Source organism: Hymenobacter sp. B1770, assembly GCF_049896385.1.
Classification (GTDB): domain Bacteria; phylum Bacteroidota; class Bacteroidia; order Cytophagales; family Hymenobacteraceae; genus Hymenobacter.
On record NZ_JAFCUF010000004.1, the window covers coordinates 128,215 to 140,418 of the forward strand.

General features: G+C 57.8%; 11 protein-coding genes and 2 pseudogenes. 7 read left to right on the forward strand and 6 right to left on the reverse strand.

From position 1 onward, the window contains the following. The first annotated feature begins 207 nt into the window (after positions 1-207). Together ACP7AJ_RS09765 and ACP7AJ_RS09770 are read left to right on the forward strand one after the other, a co-directional pair. Positions 208-1,590 carry a DUF7033 domain-containing protein gene (locus tag ACP7AJ_RS09765; RefSeq protein ID WP_426060010.1) on the forward strand — a complete coding sequence of 461 codons (1,383 nt, stop codon included), beginning with the start codon at positions 208-210 and terminating at the stop codon, positions 1,588-1,590. A 45-nt stretch (positions 1,591-1,635) separates the two neighbouring features. Beyond that, on the forward strand, positions 1,636-3,126 hold the full coding sequence (locus ACP7AJ_RS09770; protein WP_426060011.1) for a lipopolysaccharide biosynthesis protein: 1,491 nt from the start codon (positions 1,636-1,638) through the stop codon (positions 3,124-3,126). Positions 3,127-3,168: 42 nt separating this feature from the next. Here ACP7AJ_RS09770 and ACP7AJ_RS09775 read toward each other — a convergent pair whose 3' ends face one another. From ACP7AJ_RS09775 to ACP7AJ_RS09790, 4 genes and pseudogenes are all read right to left on the reverse strand, one after another. Continuing rightward, positions 3,169-4,221: a methyltransferase domain-containing protein gene (locus ACP7AJ_RS09775; RefSeq protein ID WP_426060012.1), complete on the reverse strand. Its 1,053-nt coding sequence runs from the start codon at positions 4,219-4,221 to the stop codon at positions 3,169-3,171. Between the two features lie 59 nt (positions 4,222-4,280). Further along, positions 4,281-4,739: pseudogene (locus tag ACP7AJ_RS09780) on the reverse strand (efflux RND transporter permease subunit); the annotation flags it as partial. Positions 4,740-4,957: 218 nt separating this feature from the next. Further along, positions 4,958-5,641: pseudogene (locus tag ACP7AJ_RS09785) on the reverse strand (response regulator transcription factor). Positions 5,642-5,666: 25 nt separating this feature from the next. Further along, positions 5,667-6,005, reverse strand: a complete 339-nt coding sequence (locus ACP7AJ_RS09790; protein WP_426060013.1) for a tetratricopeptide repeat protein — start codon at positions 6,003-6,005, stop codon at positions 5,667-5,669. A 154-nt stretch (positions 6,006-6,159) separates the two neighbouring features. Between ACP7AJ_RS09790 and ACP7AJ_RS09795 the strand changes: the two genes are divergently transcribed. The 4 genes from ACP7AJ_RS09795 (at position 6,160) to ACP7AJ_RS09810 (ending at position 9,528) form a co-directional block, all read left to right on the forward strand. Continuing rightward, positions 6,160-6,897 (forward strand): electron transfer flavoprotein subunit beta/FixA family protein, encoded by a 738-nt coding sequence (locus ACP7AJ_RS09795; protein ID WP_426060014.1) that lies wholly within the window; start codon positions 6,160-6,162, stop codon positions 6,895-6,897. A 145-nt stretch (positions 6,898-7,042) separates the two neighbouring features. Beyond that, positions 7,043-8,020, forward strand: a complete 978-nt coding sequence (locus tag ACP7AJ_RS09800; protein ID WP_426060015.1) for an electron transfer flavoprotein subunit alpha/FixB family protein — start codon at positions 7,043-7,045, stop codon at positions 8,018-8,020. Between the two features lie 209 nt (positions 8,021-8,229). Further along, a complete protein-coding gene (locus ACP7AJ_RS09805; protein WP_426060016.1) occupies positions 8,230-8,859 on the forward strand; it encodes a bifunctional nuclease domain-containing protein in 630 nt (209 codons plus the stop codon). Between the two features lie 126 nt (positions 8,860-8,985). Continuing rightward, on the forward strand, positions 8,986-9,528 hold the full coding sequence (locus ACP7AJ_RS09810; protein WP_426060017.1) for a YfiT family bacillithiol transferase: 543 nt from the start codon (positions 8,986-8,988) through the stop codon (positions 9,526-9,528). Positions 9,529-9,686: 158 nt separating this feature from the next. Here the strand turns inward: ACP7AJ_RS09810 and ACP7AJ_RS09815 are convergent, their stop codons facing one another. Both ACP7AJ_RS09815 and ACP7AJ_RS09820 read right to left on the reverse strand, forming a co-directional pair. After that, positions 9,687-10,502 carry an ABC transporter ATP-binding protein gene (locus ACP7AJ_RS09815; protein ID WP_426060018.1) on the reverse strand — a complete coding sequence of 272 codons (816 nt, stop codon included), beginning with the start codon at positions 10,500-10,502 and terminating at the stop codon, positions 9,687-9,689. A gap of 91 nt (positions 10,503-10,593) precedes the next feature. Then, the gene (locus tag ACP7AJ_RS09820; protein WP_426060019.1) at positions 10,594-11,325 is read right to left on the reverse strand and encodes an MlaE family ABC transporter permease; all 732 of its coding nucleotides are present in this window, start codon (positions 11,323-11,325) and stop codon (positions 10,594-10,596) included. Positions 11,326-11,425: 100 nt separating this feature from the next. Between ACP7AJ_RS09820 and ACP7AJ_RS09825 the strand changes: the two genes are divergently transcribed. Beyond that, positions 11,426-12,151 (forward strand): SDR family oxidoreductase, encoded by a 726-nt coding sequence (locus ACP7AJ_RS09825; protein WP_426060020.1) that lies wholly within the window; start codon positions 11,426-11,428, stop codon positions 12,149-12,151. The last annotated feature ends 53 nt before the right edge of the window (positions 12,152-12,204 follow it).

Sequence of the window (12,204 nt, forward strand, 5' to 3'; positions counted from 1 at the left end):
TTACCGCAGTACTAATCCATTACTTACGCGGTAGAGATGCTTCGACAAGCTCAGCATGACGCCCTGTTCCATTAACTTCTTAGCAAAGTCTGGTTGTGGCGGAGAGGGACATCAGTTGCGGTCCATGTTGCCTTTTCAAGGAGTTGGTTTCCCTGAGAACTGCGCTATTATGAGTAGCGCACCGGGCCAGGGCCTAACTTCGTGGCCATGCCCTCCCCTATTTCCAGCCCTGTTGCGCCGCTGCCCAGCCCTGCTGCAGTAGCTGTGTTGCCGGCTGCCCGGCTGGCTTATGTAATCAGGCATTTCCGGCTTTCTTATGCCGAAGTACCCAATGTGCGGATTGGCTATGCGGCCGCACAGCCAGAAATATCGATTAAAGACGGCGCAGGTGTATTTTTCACCCAAACCCTGCCCTACCCACCCGCACCAAACCAGCGCGAGTGGCTCGGAAAGCAGGTACCGTTCTTTTTTGATTCCAGCCCTGATGCGCCGCTGCTGGAGCTTGAGCCGGGCCATGCGATTATCAACGCCGATATCATTTCGGCGGCCTTTTACCTGCTCAGCGGTTGGCAGGAATATTACTCCGACACCCGCGACCGGCACGGACGCTTTCCCTACGCCGCCAGCGTTCAGGCGCAGTATGGGTTCGTAGCGCTGCCGGTAGTAAACTACTATTTCGATGTACTGAAAACCGCCGTTGAGCACGTCACGGGGCAACGGCTCCGAGCCCGGGCCTGGCCAGCGGGTGCTCGCTTCGCCGCCTTTATCAGCCACGACATCGACAACCTGCACAGTGCCTGGAAAGGCCCCGTCAAAGCCGCCCTGAAGCGGGGCCAGCTGCTGCAATTCGGAACAATGATGTGCCGGCACCTAACCCAGCCCGACGCGTGGGATAACCTGGAAGCAGTAGCTGCTGCCACCGCTGCCTACGGGGCCCAGTCGACGTTCTTCATCCTGCCAGAGCACCGCCCTGGGGCCAATGGCACCCCTAATGCCGACTACGGACTATCGCCGCAACTGAAAAATCGACTTCTGGCCCTGCGCCAGCAAGGCGGCGAGCTGGGCCTACATGGCAGCATTGGCACCGCCACCGAGGCCCGGCGCCTGACGCAGGAGCTGCAAAAACTGCGCATGGAGCCACAAGGGCTGCGCTTTCACTACCTGCGCTGGGAGCCCCGGCACACTCCCGCCTTGGTCGATGCCATTGGCTTTGCTTACGACTCAACCCTGGCATTTGCCGAGCATTTTGGCTTTCGTCATTCCTACTGTTTGCCCTTTTTTCCGTTCGACTTTGCTAGCGGGGCAGCGCACCACTTCCTGGAAATCCCCTTGAATGTGATGGATGCGACCCTGCACCATCCCAGCTATCTGCAGCTGCGCCCCGAGGAAATATTGCCGGCCCTGCAGCCCATGCTAGCCGAGATAGAACGGTTCGGCGGAGTGGCCACTGTGCTCTGGCACAACGAAAACTTTGACCCTGCCAATAATAAAAATGGCCCTCAGCAGTTCGCCCAACTCATGAGTTATTTGCAACAGCATGGAACGGCTTTTCTCACCGGCACCGAAATTTGCCAAGCGTTTCGCAACTAGGGCGGCACGGCTCACCCATTCACTTCATTCCTTCCCCACCACCTTTTGGGCATTGTTCAGCGCCAGGGCATCCGCAACACCCTGATTTCCTACGTCGGCCTGGCCATTGGCTTTGCCAATACCATTCTCATCCTTCCCCGGCTGCTGACGTCCAGCCAGATTGGTCTGATGTCGGGGGTGCTGGTGCCGCTGGCTACCATTGGGGCGCAGGTGGCCGCCTTTGGCTTTGCCAGCGCAGGCATGCGCTACTTCCCCTTCTTCCGGAACCAGGGGCGCAACCATGCCGGCTTTTTCCCGCTGCTGCTGGGGCCACCGCTGGTGGGGTTTGTGGTGGTAGCCCTGCTGATGTGGGTGGGCAAGCCACTGGTGGTGCAGTGGTACGCCAAGGGCGAAGATGCGGCCCTAATGGCCCAGCATTACACGGTGGCCATTGGCTTGGTGGCTTGCATCATGCTGGGCGCCTTGCAGGATGCTTACCTTAAATCCCTCTTCCACACGTCGTTTTCCTCGTTTGCCCAGGAAATTTTGCTGCGGCTGATGCTGGTGGGCGCGGCAGTGGCTTACAGCCAGAACTATATCAGCTTCCACGGCTTTGTGCTGGCCTACACGGGAGCCTACGCGGTGGTGGCAGTATTGCTTGCCATTTACCTGGCCGCCATTGGTGAGCTCCACCTGCGGCCCACGCGGGCTGCTCTGCGAATCAAGCCGCTGCGCGAAATGTTGGGATTTGGGGGGTTTATGCTGCTGAGCAACATCTCGGGCACGGTGCTGCTCAATGTCGACACCCTACTGGTAGGCACCACGCTGAGCCTTTCGGCGGCAGGTATCTACATCATCGCCACCAACATCAGCACGGCTCTGGTCCTACCATTTCGGGCACTCTACAAAACGGCGTTCACGCTCATTGCCGAATACTGGAAGGAGGGTGACATGGCAAAAATGGCCGATTTCTACCGACGCAGTACCCGCATCAACACGCTATTGGGCTGCTACCTGGCCCTGGGAATTGGCCTGAACCTGGACTTCATCTACGGCCTGATTCACCGGCCCGAATATGCCGTGGGCACCACCGCCGTGCTCCTGCTACTGACCGGCCGGCTGGTCGACGGCATCACGGGCGTCAATGGCATCATTGTGGCCACCTCGCCGCGCTACCGCTTCGATTTAGTTTTTAACGTTTCTCTTGCCGCCGCCGTGGTGGGGCTCAACTGGGTTTTAATCCCACGCTTTGGGCTAGCCGGCGCCGCCCTCGCCTATTGCGCGGCCCTGGTTAGCATCAACGCAACGCGCACCTGGTTTGTGTGGCGCAGCTACGGGCTGCAACCGTTCGATGGCAGCATTGTGCGCATTCTCGCAGTGGCGGCTGTTGCCGGCCTGTCCGCGTGGGCTATGCCTGAGCTAGGAAATGCCTGGCTCACGCTTTTGCTACGTGGCGGCGTGCTTACGGTATTGTACATAGGTGGAGTATTGTCAACTAACACTGCCCCGGAGCTTGCGGGGATTCTGACGGGTGTTAAGGCCCGACTGGGGCAGTAGAACCTTACCCTCTGCCGGGGGTGAGGTTCCGGCGCAGGAGCTTTAGCAGCAGCTGCCGCCCACCGTTTCGCCCGATGCCTTGGCACCAGCTGGCGCGGGGCTGCAATCAAACAAGCCAAAGTGCTTGCTCTTGTCTCCTACCACTTGGAAATAAGGCGCGTAGCGGGTTTCGCTCAGCATGTCGGCGGTGTTGCCGCACACCAGCATGGGCCGTCCGGCTTCGAAGGTGTGGTGGTCGTCGAGCACAAACTGGGTAGGCTGGCCGGGCACCGTGCCCAAATAGGTAGCCACCTGGCCGTGGTCTTCGCAGCGGTCTTCGAGGTCGAGCTTGAAGGCGCGCACCGTGAAGGAATAGAACCCGATGTTGCCAACTTTGACCTCAATCTCGGGGTTGTTGATGGTGAGGCGGCGACTGGAAAACAAGCGGTAGTCGTGCACGCCCAAGCTCAGCAGCAGGCGGCGAAAGTCTTCGGTATACATGGCGCCGCTCAGGCACTCGCCGTAGAGAATGGGGTCCTGACGCAGGGTTTCGGGCACGCGGCGGTCGGCAAATACGTCGGCAATGAACAGCTCGCCGCCGGGCTTCAGCACCCGAAAAATCTCGCGGTAGGTGGCTTCTTTGTCGGTGCTCAGGTTGAGCACGCAGTTGCTCACCACAATGTCGACGCTGTTGTCGGGAAGGCCGGCAGCCTGCAAATCTTCAATGTAGCCGTGGCGAAACTCCACGTTGGGCCGGCTGTACCCGAACTTTTCAGTGTGAAAATCGACGTTGCGGCGCGCAACATCGAGTTGCTCTTCCGTCATGTCAACCCCAATCACGTGGCCGCTTTCGCCCACCAGCTTGGATAGCAAATAGGCATCGCGGCCCGAGCCGCTGCCCAAATCCAGCACGGTGCAGCCCTCAATGGCTTCGGGGATGCAGACGCCGCAGCCGTAGTATTTGTCCAGCACCTCGGGGGCAAGCTGGGATAGTATGCGGCGATGCGCCAGCGGAATATCATCGGTGCAGCAGGCGTTAGTGAGCAGGTCCTGGCTGGTTTGGAGTTGGGAGCCGTAGTAATCTTGTACCTGGGCGTGCGTTTCGGTGGTGGGCATAGTTGGAGTTAAGAGTAGCCGAAAGTAACAAAACTTGCCAGCTGATGTTTGGTCCCTCGCTACGCACCCACCAGCACTGGCTGTGCCTCCTGCCTTGCGGGCGTGGGGCCGTCTTGGTGCATTTCGCGATATAAAAACGCGAAAATGAGCGAAAAGATGAGTAGCGTGAGCACCGTGGCTGATACCAGCCCGCCGATAACTACGATAGCCAGCGGTTTCTGGGTTTCGGAGCCGATGCCCGTGCTGAGCGCGGCCAGAAATAACCCAATCATGGCCATGAGGGCCGTCATCACCACGGGGCGCACGCGGGACGCCACGCCCTCGTGCAGGACCTAGTTTAGCAGCATCTTGCGCCGCAGATTTTGCTTGAAAACGGTGATGAGAATCACGCCGTTCTGAATGCAGATGCCGAACAAGGCAATGAAGCCGATGCCAGCCAAAATGCTGAAATTGACGCCCGTCAGGTACAGCGCCACAATGCCGCCGATGAGGGCAACAAATAGCAGCACCGCCACAATGGCCATAAAGAGCAATGTAATTCGATTGCGGAACGTCATTTACAGAGAGTAGCTATAGCCAGGGTTGGTCAGTGCAAGGGCGCCGTATTAAGGAAAGGTGGCTTTGTCGTAAACATGGCGCAGCGTCTTCACCCCGCCATAAGTTCAGTCTATTTCGAGCTTGAGCTGCCTGGCCTGCAGCACCCCACCGTCGTTTCGCATACTTCTCAGCTGCTGGCCTACTCCTCCCGCAGCACATACCCCATGCCCACCACGGTATGAATGAGCTCCTTGCCAAACCCTTTGTCGACCTTGTTCCGCAAGTAATTCACGAACACGTCGATGACCTTAGAGCCCATATCGAACGATTCTTCCCAAATGTGCTCAGCAATCTCACTGCGGCTGAACACCCGGCCCTGGTGGCGCATGAGCAACTCCAGCAAATTGAATTCGCAGGCCGTGAGGCGCACCGGCTGGCCGGCGCGCCTCACCGTTTAAGCAGCCATGGCGAGGGTCAGGTCCGCCAGGGTCAGTTGGCTGCCCTTGTTGCCGCCACGGCTGCGGCGGCGCGTGAGGGCACGCACCCGGGCCAGAAGCTCCACAAAGTCGAAGGGCTTGACCAGGTAGTCGTCGGCCCCGCCATCGAAGCCCGCTAGCTTGTCTTGGGTTGTGCCCAGGGCGGTAAGCATCAGAATGGACAGGCTCTGGTCCTGGGCTCGCACGGCCTATAGGACGTCCAGCGCGCTTTGTTCGGGCAGAATGACGTCCAGAATCAGCAAGTCGCAGTCGGTACTCAGCGCCAGCCGCTGCCCAAAGTGGCCATCATACGCGACCTCCACCTCGAAGCCTTCCTCCTCAAGTCCGCGCCGGATGAAGGCCGACACCTTGGGCTTGTCCTCGACCAGCAGAATTTTCGTTGCCATACCTGCAAAGGAAGCGTAGCCTGCTTTAGTCGTCCTCGTAGTCCATCCCCAGGCATTGGTTCAGGGCCTGCAGCAGCTCGCTGGCGGCGTGCTGCTGGCCCGCCTGCCGGGCCACTTTCAGGCCGGTGCGGTAAACCTTTTCGGCCTCTTCTTTCTTATTAAACTGCTCAAGCAGCTTGCCCGCATGGTAGTATGTGCCCACGTAGTCAGGATGTTCGGCCAAAAGTTTCTGATAAAATTCCCAGGCTCGCTCGGGCTCATTGGCCCGGTATTCCGTGGCCAGCGCATATATGGTGAAGGCATCAGTTGGGTCGTCTTCGTAGAAAGCCAATAACTGCTGCAAGCGGGTGGGCGGAGTGTTCATGTGGGCGAGAGTTTTGTTTACCTTTGGGGCAAAATTGCGGTTTTTCCAGCGCATTTCACCCACTGTTACTTGTTACCGGAAACCGTTTTAGCCCCGTAGGTTGTTATGCATGCAGCCTTTTTTCCTGTATTCCGCTCACCCTAACCCCGTTTAGATGAAGTTTCTGGTTTGTATTTCCAACGTGCCCGACACGACCACCAAAATTACCTTTACGCCCGATAACAAGGAGTTCAACAAGGCAGGGGTGCAGTTCGTGATTAACCCTTGGGATGAATATGCCCTCACCCGTGCCATTGAGCTGAAAGAAGCTGCCGGCGGCACCGTGACGGTTCTTAACGTGGGCGAAGCCGACACCGAGCCCAACATCCGCAAGGCCTTGGCCATTGGGGCCGACGACGCCATCCGCGTCAACGCCGCACCTACCGATGCATTTTTTGTAGCCGAGCAAATTGCTGCTGTAGCCAAAGAAGGTGCTTACGATGTGATTTTGATGGGCAAGGAAAGCATCGACTACAACGGCTTTCAGGTGCATGGCATGGTGGGCGAAATGCTGGGCATCCCTACGGTGGCCCCGGCCATGAAGCTTGACCTGAACGGCAACACTGGCACACTGGAGCGCGAAATCGAAGGAGGCAAAGAGATTGTGACCGTAAACACGCCGTTTGTGGCCTCCTGCCAGCAGCCCATGTGCGAGCCCCGCATCCCCAACATGCGTGGCATTATGACGGCCCGCACCAAGCCCCTGAAGGTTATTGCGCCCGTTGGTGAGCCCCCCCGCACCCAGGTTGCAGAGTTTGCCTTGCCGCCCAAAAAGCAGGGCGTAAAGCTTATTCCTGCCGAAACTGCTGGCGACCTGATTAAAATGCTGCGCAACGAAGCCAAGGTAATTTAATCATCTGTCATGCTGACGAACCGAAGGTCGGCGTCAGCCAAGGAAGCATCTTATCACGGTTGCTTTTGTTAGCTGTTAATAAACCCATGCGGTGCGGACGTGATAAGGTCCTTCGCTCCGCTCAGGATGACAAACTCTAAATATCATGTCAGTATTAGTTGTAGTTGAATGCGCCGATGGCGAAGTAAAAAAGTCTTCGCTTGAAGTAGCCTCTTACGGGGCCGAAGTAGCGGCCATGCTGGGCACTACGGCCACGGCCATTGCCGTGGGCGAAGCCACCGAAGCCAACCTGGCCACCCTGGGCGAGCAGGGCATCACGAAAGTGCTCTACGATGCCGAGCCCCGCCTGAAAGAATTTGTAAACAATGCCTACACCAAGCTCATCGCCACCGCGGCCGAGCAGGAGCAGGCCAAAATCATTGTGCTGGCCAATTCCAACATTGGCGCGGCCGTGGGTTCGCGCCTGTCGGTGCGGCTGAAGGCCAGCCTGGCCACCAACGTGGTGGAGTTGCCCAAGGTGAGCGGTGACCAGTTTGTTGTGCGCCGCGGCGCTTTCTCGGGCAAGGCGTTTTCGGACGTGCTGCTGAGCGGCGACCGTAAAATCATAGCTGTTAAAAAGAACTCAACCGAAGCCAAGCACGAAGCTGGCAAAACGGCTGAGGTGGTTAGCTTTTCGGCCCAGCTTGCCGACGCTGACTTCGCCGATGCTCCTACGCAAGTAGTGATGCAGGAGCAGACTGGTGGCGTGCTGCTGCCCGAAGCCGAACTCGTGGTATCCGGCGGCCGCGGCATGAAGGGCCCCGAAAACTGGAACCTGATTGAGGACTTGGCCAAAGCCTTAGGCGCGGCTACGGCTTGCTCCAAGCCGGTGTCGGACGTCGACTGGCGCCCTCACCACGAGCACGTGGGCCAAACCGGCATCACGGTTTCGCCGAACCTGTACATCGCCTGTGGTATTTCGGGCGCTATTCAGCACCTAGCCGGCGTAAACAGCAGCAAGGTGATTGTGGTCATCAATAAAGACCCGGAAGCACCTTTCTTCAAGGCAGCTGACTATGGCATTGTAGGCGACGTTTTCGACGTGCTGCCCAAGCTGACCGCTGCGGTTAAAGAACTGGGCTAAGTTTTTTTAGTTATTTGGGGACTTAGGCGCCTGTTTTCCGTAAGGAAATCGGATGCCTAAGTCCCCAAACCTTTTTAAGGCAGCCGGGTCAAGCACATTTCTGCGGTAGATGGCCGGACTTTCCTTTATTTGCACGTCCATCCACCACTTGTCGCTTCGGTACGCCGCACCTACATTCCAAGTCCCAAGACACCCACTTCCCCTGTCCCTTGAAAAAAATCCAGCTTGAAATCCTGGGCCTTTCGTCCAGCCAGTCGCAGTCTGGCTCCTTTGCGCTGATTTTGGGCGAAAAGGGTGGCAACCGCCGCCTGCCCATCATCATCGGCATGTTTGAGGCGCAAAGCATCGCCATTCAAATCGAGAAAATCAGCCCCAATCGTCCGCTTACCCACGACCTGTTCAAATCATTTGCCGAGCACGTGCACGTGGTGATTCTGGAAGTGGTGATTTCTGATTTGAAGGAGGGCGTGTTTTATTCGCGCATTGTGTGCTCCGATGGCGCCACCACGTTCGATATCGACGCACGGCCCTCCGACGCCATTGCCATTGGCCTGCGCTTCGGCGTGCCCATTTTCACCGTTGAAAGCGTGCTCAGCGAAGCCGGTATCATCCTTTCCGACCTCGACGAAGCCGAAGGCGACACCGATGACGACGAGGACGAAGAAGACGATGAGGACACCGATTCGCCCCGCCCCAGCCGGGCCCAGCCCGAGCCGCGCGACCCCAGCGGCCAAGTGTCGTTGGACGAGCTGACCAAAATGCTGGCTCAGGCCCTCGAAAAAGAAGATTACGAGAAAGCGGCGAAAATCCGCGACGAGTTGAACAAGCGCAACGGCTAATCACGGATTCAGCCGGTTTAGGCGAATTCACGGATTATTGGTTTGTTGCTGTCAGCAGTATTCGTTCAGACTTTTCAATGGAAAAGCGCCCCGGCTTAATTGGCCGGGGCGCTTTTCTTTGTGCTTATGAACCCAAGCAACGAACACCTTAGCTATCCCATTGGGCATGCCCAACTGCCGGATGGCCCCCTCGCTCCTGCTGCCCGCAAGGCGCTTATTCAACAAATTGTGGAGTTGCCAGCCCACGTGGCGGCAACCTCCACAATCGTGGGTGGCGAAGGCCTGGAGCGCCCCTACCGCCCCGGTGGCTGGAACGGCCGGCAGGTGATTCACCACCTCGCCGACTCGCACATGAACTGCTACTTCCGCTTCCGGCTGGCCCTGACGGAAGAGAACCCCACCGTGCGCCCCTACGACGAGCAAGCCTGGGCCGAGTTGCCCGACGTGGCTGCCACGCCCATCACCGTTTCGCTGACGCTCCTGGAGGCTCTGCACACGCGTTGGGTCATTTTGCTACAGCACCTTAGTGAGGAACAGTGGCAGCGCACCTTCTACCACCCAGGCACCAAGCGCGACTTTACGCTGGACCAGGCGCTGGCCATGTACGCTTGGCACGGAAATCACCACCTGGCGCACTTAAAGCTGTTGCTGCCCCAAGAGTCGGCGTAGCACGGCGCAGCAGCTTCTTGCCGCGGTCTGGGAGTAAACGTCCTTAAAAGCGAACCGGCCCCGCTTTTGATAAAAGCGGGGCCGGCTGCATGTTACAGGAAGCACCAATATAAACTCCTGCTCAACAAATAATCCGGCAAATCCGGCTAAATCCGTGGTTATATGCCCCCGCCGTTGGTGGCGCCATCGGTAACGGCAGCCAAGCCGCCCACCGATTCGTCGTCTACTTTCTTGGCGGCACGCACCAAGCTGCTGCTGAAAATAAATTCCTTCAGCTCGGGGACTTCGGCGTTTAGAATTTCTTCCTTGGTGCCGTCCCACAGCTTGTGGCCTTTGTGCAGGAAGATGATATGCTCTCCAATCTCTACGACGGAGTTCATGTCGTGCGTCACGATGACGGTGGTGATGCCGTATTCGTGGGTTATTTCCCGAATCAGCTCGTCAATCTTGATGCTGGTGGCGGGGTCGAGGCCGGAGTTGGGCTCGTCGCAAAAAAGGTAAGTGCATTGCGGGGCGATGGCGCGGGCAATGCCCACGCGCTTCTTCATGCCGCCCGAGATTTCGGCAGGCATCTTGTCGCCTGCGTTTTCCAAACCCACGCGCTTCAGGCAGAACTCGACCCGGTCGCGCCGCTCGGCTGGCGTCATTTCGGGCGTTAGCATCTGCAGAGGAAATTCTACGTTCTGGGCCACTGTCATCGAGTCGAACAAAGCCGAACCCTGGAACAGCATTCCAATTTTTCGACGGATTTCCTGGCGAATATCAACCTTGCTGTTGGTATACACCGTGCCATCGAAGGTAATGGAGCCAATATCGGGCTTCATCAATCCCACGATGCACTGCAGCAGCACGCTTTTGCCGGTACCCGAGCCGCCCAGCAGCAGGTTGCACTTACCGGTTTCGAACACGCACGATATGCCCTTCAGCACTGGGGTACCATCGAAGGACTTCTCGATGTTGGATACTTCAATCATTTTACTTAAGATGTTAGCTAATAGCTGATAACTGTTAGCTTTTTAAACCATATAAACAACTGCCTAATAGCTACCAGCTACAGCTAGCGACCTAGAGCAGCAAGGCCGCCAGGGCGAAGTCTGCAATCAGGATGGCAATGATGGAATTGGTAACGGCTCCTGTGCTGGCCGCCCCTACTTCCAGCGCACCACCGGTGGTGAAGTATCCCTTGAAAGCCGATATGCCTGATACGAGAAAGGCAAACACTACGGCTTTGATGAGCGCAAATACAATATTGTAGGGAATGAAATCAGTGCGAATGCCTTCAATATAGTCCTGTGCCGTCATCACACCGGTGAGCGTGCCGGCGAGGTAGCCGCCCAGAATCGACAGCGTCATAGCCAGTATCACGAGCAGAGGAAACATTACCAAGGCGGCAATAATGCGCGGCAGCACCAGATAAGAGGTGGAGTTGATGCCCATAACCTCCAGCGCCGATACCTGCTCGGTGATGCGCATGGTGCCCAGCCCACCGGCAATGCTGCTGCCCACCTTGCCCGCAAGCACAATGCTGGTGATAGTGGGAGCCAGCTCCAGTATGGTCATCTCGCGTACCATGTAGCCGATGGTCGACTGCGGAATGAGCGGATTGGTAAGGTTATAGGCAATCTGCACGCAGGTTACCGCGCCAATGAAGGCCGACACGATGGAAACAATCACCACGGAGTCGACCCCAATCAGGGTGGCCTCGTCAATGGTTCGGGTCCAGAGCACACTGAACCGCTCGGTTCGCGTGACCATGCCGCGCAGAAAAAGGAGGAACGTGCCGAGTGTTTTGAGCATGGGGTAATAGTTGGAAATAAAAACCGAAGTTTGGGCAGCCGTGTTGCTACCGTTGAGTAGACGTTTTACCCGGCACCTTACGTAAAATCACACAGAAATAGTGCAAACGTGCGAAAAATTAATTGTAGTGACCGGCGGCAGCAAAGGTATCGGACGCGCCGTAGTGTTGTGCTTTTTGCGAGCGGGCTATCCTGTAGCCACTTGCGCCCGCTCAGCGGCCGATTTAGCTACTCTTTTAACCGACCTGACGGCCGAAGTTCCCGGTGCGACCCTCCACACCCTGCCCGCCGACCTAAGCGTTCCTGAAGACTGTGCTCGCTTCGCGGCGTTTGTGCTAGCCCTTGGCATTCCCGTAGAGGTGCTGGTAAACAACGCTGGCGCCTTCATTCCCGGCCGCCTGCAGGACGAACCAGCCGACGGCTCGCAGCTGCGCCAGATGCTGGCCGTGAACCTGCTCAGCGCCTATGACGTCACCCTGCCCTTGCTGCCCGGCTTCCTTGCCCAGCGGCGTGGCCACATCTTCACCATCTGCTCCACGGCCAGCATCACGGCCTATCCCAACGGTGGCTCCTACGGCATTGCGAAGCATGCGCTGCTGGGCTTCACCAAAAACCTGCGCGAAGAGCTAAAGCCCAGCGGCGTGCGGGTGACCGCCGTGTTGCCCGGCCCTACGCTCACGGCTAGCTGGGCGGGCGTCGATTTGCCTGCCGAACGCTTCGTGCAGGCCGAAGATGTTGCAGCGGCCGTATTCTCGGCCTATGCCATGTCGCCTCACGCCGTGGTGGAGGAGCTATTGATTCGGCCGCAGTTGGGGGACTTGGGCTAAGAGCTGCCCGCCCTACTGAAATCATAGCTAAGCATTTGAATGACACTGCCCGG

Excerpts from the sequence above, each read along its gene's own strand:
- ACP7AJ_RS09775 (WP_426060012.1), bottom strand. The coding sequence starts at position 4,221 with ATGCCCACCACCGAAACGCACGCCCAGGTACAAGATTACTACGGCTCC.
- ACP7AJ_RS09790 (WP_426060013.1), bottom strand. The coding sequence starts at position 6,005 with ATGAACACTCCGCCCACCCGCTTGCAGCAGTTATTGGCTTTCTACGAA.
- ACP7AJ_RS09815 (WP_426060018.1), bottom strand. The coding sequence starts at position 10,502 with ATGATTGAAGTATCCAACATCGAGAAGTCCTTCGATGGTACCCCAGTG.
- ACP7AJ_RS09795 (WP_426060014.1), top strand. The coding sequence starts at position 6,160 with ATGAAGTTTCTGGTTTGTATTTCCAACGTGCCCGACACGACCACCAAA.
- ACP7AJ_RS09820 (WP_426060019.1), bottom strand. The coding sequence starts at position 11,325 with ATGCTCAAAACACTCGGCACGTTCCTCCTTTTTCTGCGCGGCATGGTC.
- ACP7AJ_RS09765 (WP_426060010.1), top strand. The coding sequence starts at position 208 with ATGCCCTCCCCTATTTCCAGCCCTGTTGCGCCGCTGCCCAGCCCTGCT.
- ACP7AJ_RS09810 (WP_426060017.1), top strand. The coding sequence starts at position 8,986 with ATGAACCCAAGCAACGAACACCTTAGCTATCCCATTGGGCATGCCCAA.
- ACP7AJ_RS09800 (WP_426060015.1), top strand. The coding sequence starts at position 7,043 with ATGTCAGTATTAGTTGTAGTTGAATGCGCCGATGGCGAAGTAAAAAAG.